Origin of the sequence: Bacillus cereus group sp. N12 (assembly GCF_016483575.1) — a bacterium.
Lineage (GTDB): Bacteria > Bacillota > Bacilli > Bacillales > Bacillaceae_G > Bacillus_A > Bacillus_A toyonensis.
Genome location: NZ_JAEHBO010000052.1, coordinates 1 through 17,733, shown reverse-complemented (window position 1 = coordinate 17,733; position 17,733 = coordinate 1). Strand labels below are relative to the sequence as shown.

Below are 17,733 nucleotides of genomic sequence, written 5' to 3'. Positions count from 1 at the left end.
AAGACTTTAAATTGTATCTAATAAAATTAAACTTTCTGGAAGCATAAGTTGACTGTAAATAAAATGTATTTTGAACTGTAATATTGCCATAAAGCATAGTTAGAGCACTACTATACCTCAAACACTGCTATCCTTTTTCATCTTAACCGATGAATGTTTTTTCGTGCATAATAAAAAAATAAAAAATTTCTGTCACAAAACTCGCTGTTCCGGGTTCTCTATAATACAGGCATCAAATGAGAGTGAGGTTTTAACTGACATGTTAAAAATAAAAAAGGAAGAAAGGCCTGTTTCGGATGTGACATTTGAAGATTTGTTTAAACAAAACTATGTTTATGTTGTGAAACAGATCGTATGGATTGTCAAAAGTCAGACTATCGCTGAAGAATTAGCCCAAGAAGTATTTTTACAGCTATATCGCAACGATTGGAAGAGTATTGAACACTTACCTGGATGGCTAATAAAATCTTCTACTTATGTAGCCTATAAATATCTGCGATCTGAAAAACGGCATCAGGCGAGAGTAGATAAAACCATACAATATCATGAGGTACAACATATTTCATCATTAGATGATGACTGGATTAGAAAAGAGGAAATTACAAAGGTCCAAATGGTACTCAGTAACATGAATGAACGAGATCGAACCATTTTATTGATGAAATTTTCTGGTTTTCAGTATAAGGAAATTGCAGAAGTGCTTCAAATCGACATATCTTCTATTGGAACATTATTGGTCCGAGCCAAACAAAAGTTTCGTAAGATTTATAAACAATTAGAGGAGGCTTAATAAATGAATTGTTATGATGTGGGATTTATTCAAGCATATATGGATGGGGAATTACCTTATGAGACAAGAAAAGAATTCACAAAACATTTAGATACGTGTAACGCATGCCAAGACTTATTACTAGAAATTAGTAAATTAAATCAATGGGAAACTGTCATGTTAGAGGAAGAAATAGTACATTCATCAAAAGAAATCAAAATTGATGTAGACCAAGCGTGGCAAGCATTTGAAAATCGCGCAAAATTAGAAGATGTTTCTTATATCAATCAAAAACCTGAACAGAAGAAGGGATTATTTACAAATATGAATAAAAAATCAAAACGTTTCATGTATATAGCAGTAGCGGTAGCAGGGCTTTTTTCAACAGCCATGATTCCACAAGTGCGAGTAGCAGCTACGAATGTTGCCTCCTATTTTTCCAATGAAATTTCAAATGATACGATTATAAACGAAGGAAGAGACGTTGAAAATGGTCAATTCATTCCGATTGATGAAAAAATTACAGATCAAGGTGTTACGGTACATTTGAAAGAATTATATGTAGCAGATTCACGTATATCCATTCATTACAAAATTGAAAAAGAAAATGGAAATGTAGTACCGTTTGAATTTGATACAACGGGGTTACAACTTGAAGATGACGGCAAAGTAAATGGTCAACAAGATTACAACCCAACTTATAAGGAAAATGAATACTTCTCACAATTAGCATTTATTCAAGGAGCAAATGGTGGACCCTTCGAGCTAAAAGCATCAGGTGAAGAATTAAAGCATATAGGTGTTCGTGATAAGGATAGACCAGAAGGTGTCATTACATTTATCGAAGGTCCTGAAGGGAAAGATTCCTTCAAACAACCACTTACATTAGATGTCAATATAAGCAGGATTGGAAAAGTAGCTGGTTCTTGGAAAGGTCAACTTCAAATTGATCCTACCAAATTGAAAAAATAAAGTAAATTCAAATGAAAAAAAGAATAGAACGATGCGTATCCAATACCATGCTTATATTCTTCCTTGTGTTACTTACATTTATTTCATACATGATTTCTACTCTATCATTTTTAATTTCATAATCATAAAAAGGTAGTATAGAAAGTAGCTGGTTCCTTAACATACAGGGAATCAGCTACATTTTGTCCAAACGCACAATGTTCTTTTTTCGTATGATGCCCCTACATGCAAAACTTACATAAAATCTAGATGAACTCCAAATAAACTCCAGATACTTATTTTATGCTAAATATAATCTTAAGCAAGGAGGTAATAAAAAATGTTTAAAACATTATTAGCAGGAACACTTTTAAGTACAGGATTATTAGCGGGTGGTGCAGTAGATACAGAAGATGTGAAAACGAACAAACTAGAATCGAATGAAAAAATAGAATGGAGACAAATAAATAAAAGTGAAAAAGAATCCGCAAAAAAGATGGACAAAGGTACAAAAATTGATCAAAATCAACCAATGTCAGTTACAACAAGTGTAGATGGAACAACAACTTCTTCGCCAATCCATAATTCACCTGAAGACGCAGTGCCAGCAATTCCTAACGAAGATGTGAAATCTAACTATAATCAAATCTTTGAAATGCCTGAGGACACTAAATCAAAACCTGCACATGATTCTTCTAAATAAGCTATAAAATGAAATAGGATCATACCCTCAAATAAGTAATAATAGAATCCCTGTTGCATACAGCGCAGGGGTTTTGATGTTAAAAAATTTCCCTTCACTAGTCAAAGGCAAATAATGAAAAAAGAAAAATCAGATGTAAAATAATCAATAATTATTAAAAACAAATAAAAGGAGTATCTCTTATTTAATAAGAGATACTCCTTTTATTTTTGGAAACATGTCTTAGCCACAAGCAAAAAGAACTATAAACTTGCATAAAGTTTATTTTAACTTCCCTATTGATAGGTTAACACGGTAATTCCCATATTTTAATAGTCGTCCTAGAAAGTTATCCAATTCTTCATTGGAGGCAAAATGTGTTTTTAATAAATAACATCCGTCACCACTTATACGATGTACTTCAGAAATCCCTTCTTCTCCTTGAAAGAAATTCATAAACTCTTGATGGTTAGCTGTTGTTACGAACAGAGTAACAAACGCAGTCACTACTTGTCCTAATTTGATTCGGTTTATTGCGATTGTGTATTGCTCAATAATCCCTAAATCCTCTAACCTTCGAATTCGATTTCCTACCGCCTGTCCCGTCATATGTATTTTTTGACCAAGTTCTTTCCATTGTATTCTTGAGTTTTCTCCTAATAATTTCAGTATCTCAAAATCTGTTTGATCAATGATATAAACCAATCCTTTCACCGTGAAAGTAGAAAGCCAGAAAGGGTTTCGCCAGCTTATTCTGCTTATCGATACAATTCACTATACTTAGTTTATCCTCTTACATCACATTGTTTATCAGTTATATTCACTTATAACATAGAGGACGCAACAAAAAAATACATCTAGATTTAAAGGAGGTTACAAATATGTTATTACAAGAAATCCTATCGTTCAATGAACAATTTGTAGAAAATAAGGAATACGCTCCTTTTGAAGCGACAAAAATGCCTAAAAAACGTATGGTTGTTGTTTCTTGCATGGATGCTCGTTTAATTGAGCTACTTCCAAAAGCTTTAGATATACACGATGGTGATGCAAAAGTTATCAGAAATGCAGGTGGTAAAATTGCTTCTCCTTTCGATAGCGTTATGCAAAGTGTTATAGCATCAGTATATGATCTAAATGCAGATGAAATCTTTCTTATCGGACACCATAAATGTGGTGCAAGCCAAACTAATCCAAAAGGAACAATTCAAAAAATATTAGATCGTGGAGTAGCTTCATCCGAAATTTTATCAGCAATTGAATATGCTGGTGTTGATCTTGAAAAGTGGTTATTTGGATTCGATGATGTCTGCGATTCAACTCAAGCTAATGTTGATTTAGTAAGAAATCATCCACTTATTCCAAAAGATGTTCCTGTACATGGTTTAGTCATTGATCCTCACACAGGTAAATTAGATTTAGTAGTTGATGGATATAAAACATTAAATGGTATGAAAAATTAATTATTACTCAAATGAAGGGAAGTTATTAAATATGAATAGACAAGAAGCTACGCAAAAAATTATGGAAGCAAAAATTGCAAAAGGTTTAACATGGGAAGAAATTTCAAAAGTAAGCGAAAACTCTGAGACTTGGGTTGTAACAGCATTATTAGGACAAGCTACAATGACACGTCCGGAAGCAGAAAAAATCGGTAAATTATTAGAATTAGATGAGGAAGTGGTTCAGGCATTAACAGTAGTTCCACTTAGAGGTCAAGTAATGCAAATGCCTCCTACTGACCCAATCTTATATCGATTATATGAAATGATGTTACAATACGCACCAACTCTTAGAGAATTAATCTTAGAAAAAGCTGGCGAAGGTGTAATGAGTGCAATTAACTTCAATCTAGGTGTGGATACACAAGAAGATCCAAAAGGTGGCGATCCTCGTATCGTTATTACACTTAACGGTAAATTCTTACCATTCCGTACATGGTAATTAATTTTAAATCTATATATATAATTAAAATAATTTTATAGATTTACAAAATCCATCCTTTTTAATCTAACTGTATAGAAAGGATGGATTTTTACTATGAGATTCTTTTTCGACAAAGGAGAATAATATGAACAAAAAATACTTTAATACGAGCTTTAGTATTCTACAGTGGTTTGTGTTTCTATTAGCAAATGCAATTGCATTGCCTATCATTATTGGTGGCATATTTCATTTATCAATAGAAGATATCTCAACATTAATGCAGCGAACTTTTTTAGTCGTGGGAGTAAGTTCATTTATACAAGCATGGTTTGGGCATCGCTATCCCATAGCAGATGGTCCAGCAGGTTCATGGGTAAGTATATTTGTCATACTGGGACAAGTAGCTATGCATCAGGGACAAAGTGCAAAAGACGTGTTGCAACTTTTAGAAAGCGGGTTAATTATTGCAGGTATATTACTCTTCGTACTTGGTATAACAGGGCTTGTGCATCGAATCTTACGTTTATTTACCCCTTTAGTTACAGGAACTTTTCTTTTAATCTTAGCACTTCAGCTTAGTGGTGTGTTACTAAAAGGAATGATGGGATTACAAGAATCTGTAACTCATCCTGATTATACAACAACTACTATTGCACTCTTTGTTTTTACCATGATTACCTTCTTATCAATTAAAGGGAAAGGCTGGATGAAAAGTTACGCTGTGTTACTTGGCATTTCATTTGGTTGGCTTTTGTATGCTTTATTAGGAAAATCGTCTCATATGCCTTCACACACACCGTTAGTTAAGTTACCACAGATATTTGCTTGGGGCATGCCTAGATTCGATATTGGAATGACTCTAACTGCAATTTTATTTACATTTCTTTTAGTTGCAAATACGATTGCTGCTATTTCGGCTGTAAAACAAGTGGCTCCATTATCTAAAGAAAATGAAAAGCAAACACTGAACCGTGGTGTATGGGTCGGAGGTATATCACATATTATCTCGTCGTTGTTTTCTACAATTGGAATTGTACCATTACCTGCATCAGCAGGATTTATTCAACTAACAGGACAAAGAAAAGTGAAGTCATTCCTTATAGCAAGTCTCATATTAGCAGGAATTTCTTTTATTCCCTCAATTGTAAGCTTTATATCCTTACTTCCAGGCCCTATTGCTAATGCTGCACTTTTAGCAACATTTGTCCAAGTAATAGGCCTTTCATTTCAATCAATTTTACGTGAAGAATTAAATCAACGCCGATTAACTATATTAGGAATTACATTATTAATCAGTTTAGGAATAATGTTTCTTCCAGAAAGTGCATTTAGCGGTATTCCTTCTTCCTTACAATATGTTTTAAGTAACGGATTACTCGTAGGCACTATGATCAGTATTCTGCTAGAACAGTTTTGGAAAGAGTAAAGGGTTTATACAATGCAATAATACTCCTTGCTCAGTCCTAACAAAAAGGGATCACACCAGACGGTTGATCCCTTTTGTTTTATAATAATCTCTCTTATTTTTCTACAATATCTTTTGCTTATAAAGCTTTATGTTAACACAGCTATTGGTTAGCTTGTCCTGACATATTATGAATTTCCGTTCAATTTATCTAAGATACTCTTATCTATTTTTGTTTGATCCACTTTAGCTATTTTAGAAACAATCCCACGGCGATCTTCCCAATCAATCAAATAATATTGATTTTTTTCCAATTTATTTTGCACGGAAACTTTCAGTTTTCTTTCTTCCCCTTTTTTATCGTACACCTTCTCATCGTAAACATGATACGTAAGAATTTCTCCATTACTCAATTTTTCGTTTTCTACTGTAGAATCAGTCATTACCTTTACATAATATTCTTTAGTTGAATAGTACCCATTACCTGATTTCAGATAGTAGAAAGCACCTCCTATTATAGCTAATAACACAAAAATCCTAATGATCCATTTCATATGATAATACCTAACCTTTCTATCCTACTTGTAAAATTTATATTCATTCACATATAAATCTTCCTTACTTTAAGTATGCTTTATCTAAAAAGAGGGTACAATCCAGTTTCCTTACACCCATATTACACTTTTGTAATCCTATCATTTTGGATTAAAACATTTTTATCATTTTACAAAGCAAGCATAATTTTTTCGCAAGCAAAAAGAACCATACCCCTGCCAACCTGGAAAAGTTATGGTTCTTATCATATAAAATTGTAATTTGAATATTATTGCCGTAAACGCCAATCTCACAGGATTATTTGCATAAGGTGTTCAGCAATTTTGTCTCCACTTATCTTTTTATTTTTTTCTTTTCTACCAGGGCTGCCACCCACATTTTAACGAAAATATACGCTAAGGATTATCTTGCAGCGTAACAAGCTACTTCTCCCTTAAATGTAGACACACTATACCGAATCTTAACTACATCACAACTTCTTATATGAGAACGGACGAAACCTACTTTGTCTAACACAATTGTGTTAGCTTATGAGTGGATAACCAAACCAGAATATAATGATTCCCTTACATTCACCGTCCGAGTGTTCAACACGTCGCTGGATTGGGAGTAATGACATATCTGTGGAGCTATTACCAACAGCCAGAAAAATTAAGAGTTATCATGATGGGCAATCGCATAAAAAAAGCTGCTGCCTATAAAATACAGACAGCAACTTCAACTAGAGTAGCTAGCATAATTTACGCAAGCTACAGTATACATTTTGTAACTAATAAACAGCGATTGGCCCATAGGGACCATTGATAATTTCTATTTTTGTTTCAAAAATATCTGTCAAAAGTGTTGGGTCCATAACCTCTTCTACTGTTCCAAAAGCAGCAATTTGCCCATCTTTCATAGCACAAATTTTGTCAGAGTATTTAGCAGCAAAATTTATGTCATGCATAACAGTCAAAATTGTTCTTCCGAATTCATTAGCTGCACGTCTCAAATGCTCCATCATTTGAACAGAACGAGCAACATCAAGGTTGTTCAAAGGTTCGTCCAAAAGTACATATTCCGTCTCTTGGCACAATACCATCGCTACATATGCCCTTTGTCTTTGACCACCAGAAAGCTCATCTAAATATCTATTCTCTAAATTAGTTAAATCCAAGAAATCGATATATTTAGAAATAATAGCTTCATCCTCTTTCGTTAATCTTCCCTTTGAATAAGGAAAACGCCCAAATCCAACTAGTTGCCTAACAGTAAGCCTAGTTACAAAATGATTTTCTTGTCGTAATATAGTCAAAACCTTTGCTAAGTCTTTTGATTTGGATTCAGAAACATCCATATTTGCTACTTGAATGTGACCTTCATCCATATCTAAAAGTCTTCCAATCATCAAAAGTGTCGTGGACTTTCCAGCGCCATTTGGTCCAATTAAAGAAGTAAAGCCTGCTTTTGGTATTTCAATATCCAAAGGTCCTATTTTTACCTTATCACTATAGAACTTTTTAACGTTATCAATTTTTATCATAAAGCCCTCTTCCTTAAAACTATAGTTAAGAATATGATTCCACCAAATAATTCAATAATAACTGAAACCACACCTTGAGCATGGAATACATGATACATTAAAAAGTATGCACTCGTCATTATCAAAAATCCTATAGCAAAAGCCATTGGAAAAATATATCTATGATCATAAGTTGACGCCGCCTGATAACTCAAAGTTGCTACTAAAAAGCCGTAGAAAGTAAGTGGCCCAATTAGAGCTGTTGAGATGGACATTAAAATAGCTACTAATACAAGCGTATAAATTACACTAGGTTGATATTTAACCCCGAAAGAAGTAGCAACATCCTTTCCTAGTGACAAAACATTCAAATTCTTAGAATGAGCAAAAATCAATACTGCTACAATTATGATCATAGGAATTACAATAGGAAAATATGCAGGATCTGCATGATTAACAGAACCAAATAATCTTGCTTGTAAAATATCAAATTCTGAAGGCGCAAGTAGTTTTCTCATAAAAGTTGACACAGAATTTAGCCCGGTACCAATAATAATTCCAACTAAAAGCATAAGTTGTAAATTCCCGTATTTACCGGAAAGTAACCATCCATAAAGTATCAAACTCATGAAGACCATAACAACAACTTGGAATAAAAATGATCCAATTCCATTAAAATTTATTAACGCACTAGCACCAAAGAAGAATACTGTACTCGTTTGAATTGCTGAATAAAGTGATTCGAAACCTAAAAGTGAAGGAGTAATAATTTTATTATTCGTAATAGATTGGAAAGCAACTGTCGACAAGCTATGGCAAACCGCAGCAATAATCATTGCAACAATAGCTACTATCCTTCTCTTAACAACTGGGATAAAAGAAGGTGAATCTATCGGAACTGGATTGTTATACACTAAAAGTCCATATGAAGAAAGGAGACCTAAACCAATCAATGTTATCAATAAAATCCAATAACGTCTTGCTTCCTTCTTAGAACGAAAAGCGCTAGCTGATCTACTTTCATTATGAAGGCTATAATCGATTTCGACATTTTCTTTATTTCTATATTCTAATGTGATCATCGTAGCCTCCTTGGTTTTCTTTGTCTCAATAAAATAGTAATAAACACGACTGCTCCCACTGTTGCAAGTATTAAAGAAACAGGTAATTCAAAAGGCTTTATAATTGTTCGAGAAATGATGTCACAGGCAGTTATTGACCCCATTCCGATCACACAAACCCAAGGTAAATTACTCCTAAGATCATCACCTCTAAACATTGAAACGATATTTGGCACAATTAATCCTAAGAAAGGTAAGTGTCCAATAACAGCTGCAACAATTCCAACTGCAACAGAGATAAGACCAGTCCCACAAAGAACAATTCTATTGTAATTAACTCCAAGGCTTGTTGCGACATCTTCTCCTAGTCCAGCTAAAGTCAATCTATTAGCATACATAAAAATAAGAAAAGTAATGATAACAATCAGCCATAAATATTCATATCTTCCCACTTGAATGTTAGCAAATGAACCTACGAACCAAGTTTCAATACTTTGTGTCTTTTGAAAAAGGAGTCCCAAAAAAGTAGACACTGCAGAAATAACTGCTCCAAGCATCAATCCAATAATCGGGACAATTAAAGACGAACGAAGTTTAACTCTTCTTAAAAATAAAAAGAAAATCATAGTTCCTATAAAAGAAAAAATGATTGCACCAGTCATTCTTTGCACTAAAGTCGGGGCAGGGAATAATAAATATACAAAAAGCAGGCCTAAGCCTGACCATTCAATAGTCCCCGTTGTAGTAGGTTCAACAAAACGATTCTGTGTAATAAGTTGCATGACGAGCCCTGCCATCGCCATTGCAGCTCCAGTAAGCATTAATGCAACTGTTCTCGGAACACGAGTTATGAAAAACATCTCCATTCCGTCCTCTTGTCCACGTATATCATAAACTCCAGTAAACAGTGATATAATCCCTAAAATTATAACAACTATAATCGCTATTATAAAAGATTTTGTCCATAATTTATTGTGATTATAAAACTGGGGTTGAGAAATATTCTCAACCCTAGAAATTATATTTTTTGACACTGTTTCGTACTCCTTTACACTACTTAGCTAAAGTTTTTGCAAGATTTCCAAACAACTCTATATAAGTCTGAATTGATTCATTTGTGTAAGTATCTTCTGGTGCATAAACAACTTGTTTTTTAGAAACAGCAGTTGTGTTTTGAAGAGCTGGTGATTTAGAAATAACATCCTTAGCAGGTGTTGAAGTAGCTGCATCAGATGTTGCAGCATCACGATCTAATACGAAAAGCCAATCAGGATTTGTTTGTGCAATAGCTTCAACAGAAACGTCATCACCTTTATGACCTGCAGTAGAATTTGAAACTTCTAGTGCTGGAACCCAACCGAAAATTTCATACATTGGTCCCCAAACACGACCAGAATGTGGAGCAGCAAAACCAATATTCCCACCAGTAACGATAACACTCATAACTTTATCTTTTCCGTTATAAGCAGATTTTGCAGTTTCAATAGATTTATCAAAATCAGCCACTAATTTTTTAGCTTCTTTATCTTTATCAAAGATTTTTCCTAAAGTAATTGTAGAATCTTTAAGTCCTTTTACTAAGTTTTCTCCAGGCTTAGTAGCCTTCTCTGAAACATCAAAATTAAGATCAATAACTGCTGCATTTGGTACTAATTTTTTGATTTCTTCGTAATGGTCAGCAAATCTTTGACCAACGATTACAAGGTCAGGGTTTGCAGCTGCAATAATTTCAAGATTTGGCTCACGGTGATTCCCAATATTTTGAACTTTTTCATCCTTTTTATATGCTGAATCAGCAGGCATGATATCCTTTGGAGCAGCCGCTAATTTAATTCCCCAATCAGCTAAAGTTTCAAACGTTCTATTATCTAAAGCAACTACATTCTTTGGATTTACAGGAACTGTAACTTTTCCATGCGCATCAGTGATTTCAACCGTTTTTGTCTTATCACTACTATTATCTTTAGTAGCCTTCGAAGTTTCTTTACCTGAATCTGAGCAAGCTACTAACATTAAAGTGAAAATTGCTAGAATACTTACTAATTTTAAAAGCATAGTTTTTTTCATATGTATACTCCTTATAGTGTGATTTATTTCGAAAATGATGACATCCATAGATTGAATTAGAAAGTGACTTTTATTCAATTGAATCGCTATTGATAATCATTTTCATTTGAACATCCTGTTAATTAGTATAGTCATTAATTCTGTGAAAATCTTGTGAATGGTGCGAATTCATAAAATCAGGTATAAAAAGTAATATGTGAAGTCGGGCGTGTTGATTAACCTTTATTCTTCAGAGCGTGTCGATTTTTTTCGAGTAGACACTTTCAGTAGATCTGGTCTCAACTAATGCGAGCTAGAATCATCCTCTCCACACTACCCAAAAGATGCTCATTAATAGCTAATGTTTTCATAATCCATTGCCTGATAGAAATATTCTTTTTACAGTTTTCATCTATTAATATTTCTCAGAAACTATTTGATTAACACATTTAACAAAAAAACGAGTAAAACTGAATGAAATAGTTTTACTCGTTTTCTATTACCTTATTTTATCATTCAATCATTGAATAGCCTCTGCCGTGTATCGTTTGAATATATCTCTCTTTCTTCTCGCACTTTAACTTTTTTCTTACATACCCAATATATAAGTCTACTACATTTGGATTTACTACTACATTATATCCCCATACTTGATTCAAAAGCATTTCACGGCTCAATATTGTGTTTTTATTCTTGATTAAAAATACAAGTAAATCGTACTCCCGCTTAGTAAGCGAGAGGTTTTTGCCACCTTTTTTCACAATATTGCTAGATGCATCAACAAAGAGATCTTTAAATTGAAAAAAGTTTATCTCCTTTTGCTGGTTACAATCACTTCTCCTTAAAATTGCTTGAACTCTTGCTACTAATTCTTCTTTCGCAAATGGTTTTCTTATATAATCATCTGCTCCTGCTTGTAACCCTGCTACGCAATCCTTACTAGAAATATTGTCAGTCACAATAATGATCGGTGTCGTTTTAACAAGTCGTATTTGTCTGCAAATTTCTGGTCCAGATATACTTAATGAATCCCAATCCAATATGATAATATCCCAATCTTGTTCATATATTATATTTAAACCTTCGTTTTCATTGTGAAGTTTTAAAATGAAATAGCCTTCTTGCGTTAGACCGCTTACGATTTTCTTCGCTAAAGACCGTTCATTCTTAATTACTAAAACCTGCTTCACCGATGGTTCACCTCTACTTCAATATAACTTAGTTAGATAAAAAATTATCCCAAAAAATAATTTAAGATTTATAAATTTTAAATTCCTAAAAAATCCGTTATAACAGCTTATTAGGAGAACTCTATATAATCTTACAATAGGTATGGATAAAAACACAAAACATATAAAGATTTGAATAAAGTGAAATTTTAATGAAATCTCACCAATTGGGCGTTTACGGTCAGCTATAGTATCTATCTGCTTATCATCAATAACTAGTTCTTCATTTTCTGTTTCAGGGGTACCGCCCGATTCCCATCAACTTAAGCATTTTATAAAACCACAAAATGAAAAAATGGCATTCTCTCTATTACTTTAAATCTAGAAAACAAATCACTTCAATATTTTCTGAATATTATGGGAGGATGTAAATACTGTGAACACTGTATATTTAGTGTTTAGTTGACCTTATAATAAAAAAAGCGCGCTAAATTGAATTGAAAGGTGCAAAAACATGATTACAAATCAACAACTAGTAATAAACAATTTGGAAGAAAAATTAAAAGTATTTACTCATACAGTTAGCGGAAAACTTACAAAGGAAGAAGATTTCATCATAGCAAATACAGAAATTCCTACTGATACATTCAATGTAGTATTGCCGAAATCTCCAAATATCAAAAATGCAGTTAAGATTAGAGATGGAATCAATAATTTTTCATATAAAAAATATCCCTTTAGTATTTGGATTGATGCTCAGCATTTAACTGAGGATTGGACAAAACTTATGCAAGAATATGACCTAAAAGAAGCGGAACGTAATGTAATGATGAAACTTGAAAATACTCTTAATGTTGATCAAAGAATTTCCCATCAACTTATGATTACTAATGTGAAAAATAATGAAGAACTTTTAAAATATATAGACGTATTCATGAGCTTATTCGAGGGTACACCAGAAAAAGATGCATTAAAAAGTTATTTTAATAAGTTTTCACAAGTAAAATTAGGTTCAGAAGTTCAAATGTTTATTGGATGCATAGATGACATGCCTGTAACTACTGGTTTATTAATAGAAAGCAAAGATAGTTATGGTATTTATGATGTGATGACAAAAGAAACATTTAGAGGTAAAGGAATTGGCAGTGAAATGTTTCAATTTCTTCTAAATCAAACAACGGATAAACAAAAACCAGTTGTATTACAGGCTTCAGATGATGGGAAAAATATCTATAAGCGATTTGGATTTATAGATGTCGGAGAAATGGTTGTATTTGAATAAAAGGTTTTCTTATTAAGCTATAGGGCGGAATTGTTGAGCAACATAGATAGGAAATGATCCAACTTTTTATAAAAGAATAAACCAATTGAAAATATTAAGGGCGTGTTTTGAACAATCTTTTTTCAAAACACGCTTTTTTCTTTTTGTTTGTTTATCAAGGTTATTTGCTTAACTTGAACAAACTTTATTCTAAAACAACATGAATTATTAATTAAAATCACTTTGAAGAAGCATATCTTTACATAACAAAAAAGAAGCATAAACCTGCACATTATGCAAAGTTATGCTTCCTGTTATACAAAATAAAAAAACCACCAAATATGTATTGGTGGAGACGGTGGGAGTCGAACCCACGTCCAAAAATATCGGCACTTAAGCTTCTACGAGTGTAGTCGATATATTAGCATTTCGCAAACTCTTCGGCCTATCGACAGGCTTCCAAGTTGCTAGTCTGATTGTTCTCTTCCTTCGCCCTCAGACGGCGAACTCCGGCGTAGTCCACTTAGTTTGAGTCCCTTACCCTACCACATGGACGATGGAGGGAGGAACCTTTAGTGCAATTAAGCAGCTAAAGAAAGATTGTTTTGTTTGCCAATTATAGGCTTTGACGTTTTAACGAGGCCGATCCCCTCGACTCGCAACCTAAGCTCGAACTATCCCTGTCGAATCCGTAACGTCCCCATGATAAAAATGGAGCATACGAAGAAAATATCGTGATAGCTACTAAGAGCTGTTTTTCAATGTGCAACAACCTTACATAAGTTATTATATCATACGCGCGCCGTTTTACAAATGTAAATATCTGTATTACATCTTTTGGCGATCACGGAACACGCGTGCAATTTCACGTTTCGCTTCTTTCTCTTTTAAATCATGACGTTTATCATATTGTTTCTTACCTTTTGCTAAACCAAGTGCCATCTTTGCAAATCCATTTTTCAAATAGATTCTAAGTGGAACTAATGCGTAACCTGTTTCTTTTGCAGCTCCCGCTAGTTTATCAATTTCTTTTTTATGAAGAAGTAATTTTCTCGTGCGAAGCGGATCATGGTTGAAACGATTCCCTTGCTCGTACGTATTAATATGCATATTATGAACCCATACTTCACCATTATGTATACGTGCAAACGCATCTTTCAAGTTCACGCGACCAGCGCGAATCGACTTAATTTCCGTTCCTTGAAGGACAAGCCCTGCTTCGTATGTTTCTTCGATGAAATAATCATGAAATGCTTTTTTATTTTGTGCAATAACCTTACCTGTACCTTTTGGCATATAACGTCCCTCCTCTATTTTTACTATTGTAACAAATGTTACTAAAAAGCGAAAGTGGCTCGCTTAGAATCTTTGGACATTGGAACTCCCGACAGAGAAGCGCTTTTTGCTTCGTCCGAGGGAGTGAAATGGCCAACAGATTCTAGCCACTGTAGCTGGATTCCATTAAAAAGCGAAAGTGGCTCGTTCAGAATGTGAGGTGGATGGAGCTTCTGACCTTGAGGCGCCCTTTGCCTCTGGGGAAGAAGCGAAGCCGCCAAACATTCTAGCCACTGTAGCTGGATTACACAAAAAGCGAAAGTAGCTCGCTCAGAATCTTTGGACATTGGAACTCCCGACAGAGAAGCATTTTTTGCTTCGTTCGAGGGAGTGAAATGACCAATAAAAAGAAAAGAGTGGCTTCGCTTTTCATCAAAGCGAAGCCACTCTTTTCTTACTTACGCTTTTTCTTTTTCTTCTTAAATCCTGGTACGTTTTCAAAGAATCCTTTTTTCTTCTTGCCATTACCATCTTTTTTCCCTGGCTGACTAGCGGACGTGGATGCTGATGCTGATCCTCTTCCTGTGCTTTTACCTTTGCCACCACGGTCAAATTTTCTACCTGTACCGCGTTCGCCACCGCGCTCATTACTGCGCTCGCTACGTCCACCCCGTTTCTTTCTGCCTGTTCTTGGCTGTTCGATAACGACTGGACGATCTTTGAACTTACGGCGAGGTGTACCTTTCATGCCAACGATTTCAAAGTCAATTGCGCGCTCGTCTTTGTTTACGTTAATAACGCGAATTGTAATTTCGTCACCGATGCGGAATACGTTACCTGTACGTTCTCCAATCATTGCGAAATGCTTCTCGTCGTAACGGTAGTAATCATCCGTTAAGTAACTAACGTGTACAAGACCTTCAATTGTATTTGGAAGCTCTACGAATAAACCGAAGTTTGTTACAGAGCTAATCATACCATCATACTCTTCACCGATCTTATCGACCATATACTCTGCTTTTTTCATTTCGTCTGTTTCACGCTCTGCTTCAACAGCACGACGTTCCATATTAGAAGAGTGTTCTGCAATCTCTGGTAAGTTTTCACGCCATTTTGCTTGTGTTTCACTGTCGACTTTACCGTTAATGACGTATTCACGAATCAATCTATGAACGATCGTATCTGGGTAACGACGAATCGGCGATGTGAAATGCGTGTAGAACTCAGTTGATAAGCCGAAATGTCCTAAGCTTTCCGAATCGTAACGTGCTTGCTTCATAGAACGAAGCATAACCGTTGAAATTACTACTTCTTCAGGCTGTCCTTGAACCATTTCAAGGATTTGTTGTAATGCACGAGGATGTACTTCATTCGCACGTCCTTTTACCGCATATCCGAAGTTCGTTACAAACTCGAAGAATCGCTCTAACTTATCTTCTTTCGGATCTTCATGGACGCGGTACATGAATGGTACGTTCATCCAGTGGAAGTGTTCTGCTACTGTTTCGTTCGCAACAAGCATAAATTCTTCAATTAACTTTTCTGATACAGAACGATCACGCATGACAACATCAGTCGGTTTTCCTTCTTCATCCACTAATACTTTTGCTTCTTTAAAGTCAAAGTCAATTGCACCACGGCGCATACGCTTTTCACGTAAAATTTGTGCCAATTGACCCATCTCTTTAAACATTGGTACTAATGGTTCATAGCGCTTGATTAACTCTTCGTCCTCATCTTCTAAAATGCTTCTTACATCAGCATATGTCATACGCTCTGTCGTTTTAATCACACTTTGGAAAATCTCGTGTTTGACAACATCACCTAAGTTGTTGATTTCCATTTCACAAGAAAGTGTCAGACGGTCTACTTTCGGATTTAATGAACAAATACCGTTAGATAGACGGTGTGGAATCATTGGAATTACACGATCAACAAGATATACACTCGTCGCTCTTTCCGCTGCCTCAACATCAATTGGAGAACCTTCTTCAACGTAATGACTTACATCCGCAATATGAACACCAAGCTTGTAATTACCGTTCTCAAGCTTCGTTACTGTAACAGCATCATCTAAGTCCTTTGCGTCTGCACCATCAATCGTTACAATCATTTGGTCACGTAAATCACGGCGATCTTTCAAGTCTTCTTCTGAAATCGTTTCTGGTACACTGTTTGCATGCTCCATCACTTCCTCAGGAAATGCTAAAGGTAAATGATGTTTATGGATGACCGATAAAATATCTACTCCTGGATCATTTTTATGACCTAGAATTTGAATAACTTCACCTTCCGCACTTAAACGATTCTCTGGATAGCTCGTAATTTTAACAACTACTTTATGGCCTTCTACAGCACCCATGGATGCGCTTTTCAAGATGAAAATATCACTTGTCCAACGCTTATTGTCAGGTATAACAAACCCAAAGTTTTTCGATTCTGTATATGTACCAACTAGTTCTTTCGTTCCACGTTCTAAAATGCGTACAATTGAACCTTCTTGACGTGAACCACTTGATTGTGAACTAAGGCGTGCTAATACTGTATCACCGTGAAGTGCACCGTTTAATTCTGTAGGAGGAATGAAAAGATCATCATCTCCCGTTTTCTTCTCTTCTGGCACAACGAAAGCAAAGCCACGCGCATGTCCAATTAACTTACCACGCACTAAATTCATTTTTTCTGGAAGACCATAACGATTGCTACGTGTACGAATAACAAGTCCCTTCTCTTCCATCATTACAAGTGCCTTTACAAAATCTTTAAAGCCCTCAGAACCTTTAATTCCAAATGCCTCTTCTAACTCTTGTATCGTTAACGGTTTATACGCTTCTTCTCTCATAAATAATAACAACTTATCAATATGTTCTTGTGTGATTTCTTCCAAGCAAAAATACCTCCTTTAAACCCTTATATTATTTAGTGTATCCGAAAGATGGGGGATGTATAAAGCGAAAATTCAATACTCCCCTAATGATTTTTTTACAGTTTCCATAAAAATTTCCTTATGAAAAAAAGAGGCAACTAGATCTTACCAATCTAGTTGCTCCAAGAAGTTATATACATCCTCATGTAGCTCGTCACGTTGCTTATCCAGTGTAATGACATGCGTAGAGTCTTCATACCATTTAA

Annotated in this window: 16 protein-coding genes, 1 other RNA gene and 1 pseudogene; 7 read left to right on the top strand and 11 right to left on the bottom strand. The window is 34.8% G+C overall.

Annotated elements, in window-relative coordinates; all coding sequences use genetic code 11:
* Nucleotides 1-259: 259 nt before the first annotated feature.
* The 3 genes from JDS92_RS20440 to JDS92_RS20430 all read left to right on the top strand — a co-directional run bounded on the left by JDS92_RS20440 (nucleotide 260) and on the right by JDS92_RS20430 (nucleotide 2,423).
* Nucleotides 260-790, top strand: coding sequence for an RNA polymerase sigma factor SigX (locus JDS92_RS20440; RefSeq protein ID WP_000912781.1), 531 nt, complete (start codon nucleotides 260-262; stop codon nucleotides 788-790).
* Between the two features lie 3 nt (nucleotides 791-793).
* Nucleotides 794-1,741, top strand: coding sequence for a DUF4179 domain-containing protein (locus tag JDS92_RS20435; RefSeq protein ID WP_087970472.1), 948 nt, complete (start codon nucleotides 794-796; stop codon nucleotides 1,739-1,741).
* A 319-nt stretch (nucleotides 1,742-2,060) separates the two neighbouring features.
* Nucleotides 2,061-2,423, top strand: a complete 363-nt coding sequence (locus JDS92_RS20430; protein WP_097958715.1) for a hypothetical protein — start codon at nucleotides 2,061-2,063, stop codon at nucleotides 2,421-2,423.
* 261 nt (nucleotides 2,424-2,684) lie between these two features.
* Here the strand turns inward: JDS92_RS20430 and JDS92_RS20425 are convergent, their stop codons facing one another.
* The gene (locus JDS92_RS20425) at nucleotides 2,685-3,116 is read right to left on the bottom strand and encodes an Lrp/AsnC family transcriptional regulator (RefSeq protein ID WP_002039967.1); all 432 of its coding nucleotides are present in this window, start codon (nucleotides 3,114-3,116) and stop codon (nucleotides 2,685-2,687) included.
* Between the two features lie 167 nt (nucleotides 3,117-3,283).
* On the opposite strand from JDS92_RS20425, the gene JDS92_RS20420 reads away from it, so the two are divergent.
* The 3 genes from JDS92_RS20420 to JDS92_RS20410 all read left to right on the top strand — a co-directional run bounded on the left by JDS92_RS20420 (nucleotide 3,284) and on the right by JDS92_RS20410 (nucleotide 5,754).
* Nucleotides 3,284-3,865 carry a beta-class carbonic anhydrase gene (locus JDS92_RS20420; RefSeq protein WP_000926483.1) on the top strand — a complete coding sequence of 194 codons (582 nt, stop codon included), beginning with the start codon at nucleotides 3,284-3,286 and terminating at the stop codon, nucleotides 3,863-3,865.
* Between the two features lie 31 nt (nucleotides 3,866-3,896).
* Complete coding sequence (gene cynS, locus JDS92_RS20415; RefSeq protein ID WP_001081567.1) at nucleotides 3,897-4,346, top strand: cyanase; 450 nt, start codon at nucleotides 3,897-3,899, stop codon at nucleotides 4,344-4,346.
* Between the two features lie 127 nt (nucleotides 4,347-4,473).
* On the top strand, nucleotides 4,474-5,754 hold the full coding sequence (locus JDS92_RS20410) for a purine/pyrimidine permease (protein ID WP_098711560.1): 1,281 nt from the start codon (nucleotides 4,474-4,476) through the stop codon (nucleotides 5,752-5,754).
* A 167-nt stretch (nucleotides 5,755-5,921) separates the two neighbouring features.
* On the opposite strand, the gene JDS92_RS20405 is transcribed toward JDS92_RS20410, so the two are convergent.
* The 6 genes from JDS92_RS20405 to JDS92_RS20380 form a co-directional block, all read right to left on the bottom strand.
* Nucleotides 5,922-6,287: a YxeA family protein gene (locus tag JDS92_RS20405; protein ID WP_097958718.1), complete on the bottom strand. Its 366-nt coding sequence runs from the start codon at nucleotides 6,285-6,287 to the stop codon at nucleotides 5,922-5,924.
* Between the two features lie 770 nt (nucleotides 6,288-7,057).
* Nucleotides 7,058-7,810: an iron ABC transporter ATP-binding protein gene (locus JDS92_RS20400; protein WP_097958719.1), complete on the bottom strand. Its 753-nt coding sequence runs from the start codon at nucleotides 7,808-7,810 to the stop codon at nucleotides 7,058-7,060.
* A complete protein-coding gene (locus JDS92_RS20395) occupies nucleotides 7,807-8,871 on the bottom strand; it encodes an iron chelate uptake ABC transporter family permease subunit (protein WP_199632440.1) in 1,065 nt (354 codons plus the stop codon). Before JDS92_RS20395 ends, JDS92_RS20400 begins: the two co-directional genes overlap by 4 nt.
* Nucleotides 8,868-9,884, bottom strand: a complete 1,017-nt coding sequence (locus tag JDS92_RS20390; RefSeq protein WP_097958721.1) for an ABC transporter permease — start codon at nucleotides 9,882-9,884, stop codon at nucleotides 8,868-8,870. Before JDS92_RS20390 ends, JDS92_RS20395 begins: the two co-directional genes overlap by 4 nt.
* A 19-nt stretch (nucleotides 9,885-9,903) precedes the next feature.
* Complete coding sequence (locus JDS92_RS20385; protein ID WP_199632439.1) at nucleotides 9,904-10,917, bottom strand: siderophore ABC transporter substrate-binding protein; 1,014 nt, start codon at nucleotides 10,915-10,917, stop codon at nucleotides 9,904-9,906.
* Nucleotides 10,918-11,408: 491 nt separating this feature from the next.
* Nucleotides 11,409-12,086, bottom strand: a complete 678-nt coding sequence (locus tag JDS92_RS20380; protein WP_199632438.1) for a response regulator transcription factor — start codon at nucleotides 12,084-12,086, stop codon at nucleotides 11,409-11,411.
* Between the two features lie 493 nt (nucleotides 12,087-12,579).
* Between JDS92_RS20380 and JDS92_RS20375 the strand changes: the two genes are divergently transcribed.
* On the top strand, nucleotides 12,580-13,347 hold the full coding sequence (locus JDS92_RS20375; protein ID WP_097958724.1) for a GNAT family N-acetyltransferase: 768 nt from the start codon (nucleotides 12,580-12,582) through the stop codon (nucleotides 13,345-13,347).
* 326 nt (nucleotides 13,348-13,673) lie between these two features.
* Here JDS92_RS20375 and ssrA read toward each other — a convergent pair.
* From ssrA to JDS92_RS20355, 4 genes and pseudogenes are all read right to left on the bottom strand, one after another.
* Nucleotides 13,674-14,028, bottom strand: a transfer-messenger RNA (tmRNA) gene (ssrA, locus tag JDS92_RS20370).
* Nucleotides 14,029-14,154: 126 nt separating this feature from the next.
* Nucleotides 14,155-14,622: an SsrA-binding protein gene (gene smpB, locus JDS92_RS20365; protein WP_001123917.1), complete on the bottom strand. Its 468-nt coding sequence runs from the start codon at nucleotides 14,620-14,622 to the stop codon at nucleotides 14,155-14,157.
* 433 nt (nucleotides 14,623-15,055) lie between these two features.
* A complete protein-coding gene (gene rnr, locus JDS92_RS20360; RefSeq protein WP_070173931.1) occupies nucleotides 15,056-17,488 on the bottom strand; it encodes a ribonuclease R in 2,433 nt (810 codons plus the stop codon).
* A gap of 144 nt (nucleotides 17,489-17,632) precedes the next feature.
* Nucleotides 17,633-17,733 (bottom strand): annotated as a pseudogene (locus JDS92_RS20355) (carboxylesterase); the annotation flags it as partial.

Bases quoted from the DNA above. Each gene is read 5' to 3' on its own strand.
- JDS92_RS20405 (WP_097958718.1), bottom strand. From the start codon at position 6,287: ATGAAATGGATCATTAGGATTTTTGTGTTATTAGCTATAATAGGAGGT.
- JDS92_RS20375 (WP_097958724.1), top strand. From the start codon at position 12,580: ATGATTACAAATCAACAACTAGTAATAAACAATTTGGAAGAAAAATTA.
- JDS92_RS20410 (WP_098711560.1), top strand. From the start codon at position 4,474: ATGAACAAAAAATACTTTAATACGAGCTTTAGTATTCTACAGTGGTTT.
- JDS92_RS20395 (WP_199632440.1), bottom strand. From the start codon at position 8,871: ATGATCACATTAGAATATAGAAATAAAGAAAATGTCGAAATCGATTAT.
- cynS (WP_001081567.1), top strand. From the start codon at position 3,897: ATGAATAGACAAGAAGCTACGCAAAAAATTATGGAAGCAAAAATTGCA.
- JDS92_RS20440 (WP_000912781.1), top strand. From the start codon at position 260: ATGTTAAAAATAAAAAAGGAAGAAAGGCCTGTTTCGGATGTGACATTT.
- JDS92_RS20420 (WP_000926483.1), top strand. From the start codon at position 3,284: ATGTTATTACAAGAAATCCTATCGTTCAATGAACAATTTGTAGAAAAT.
- JDS92_RS20435 (WP_087970472.1), top strand. From the start codon at position 794: ATGAATTGTTATGATGTGGGATTTATTCAAGCATATATGGATGGGGAA.
- JDS92_RS20430 (WP_097958715.1), top strand. From the start codon at position 2,061: ATGTTTAAAACATTATTAGCAGGAACACTTTTAAGTACAGGATTATTA.
- JDS92_RS20385 (WP_199632439.1), bottom strand. From the start codon at position 10,917: ATGAAAAAAACTATGCTTTTAAAATTAGTAAGTATTCTAGCAATTTTC.
- JDS92_RS20400 (WP_097958719.1), bottom strand. From the start codon at position 7,810: ATGATAAAAATTGATAACGTTAAAAAGTTCTATAGTGATAAGGTAAAA.
- smpB (WP_001123917.1), bottom strand. From the start codon at position 14,622: ATGCCAAAAGGTACAGGTAAGGTTATTGCACAAAATAAAAAAGCATTT.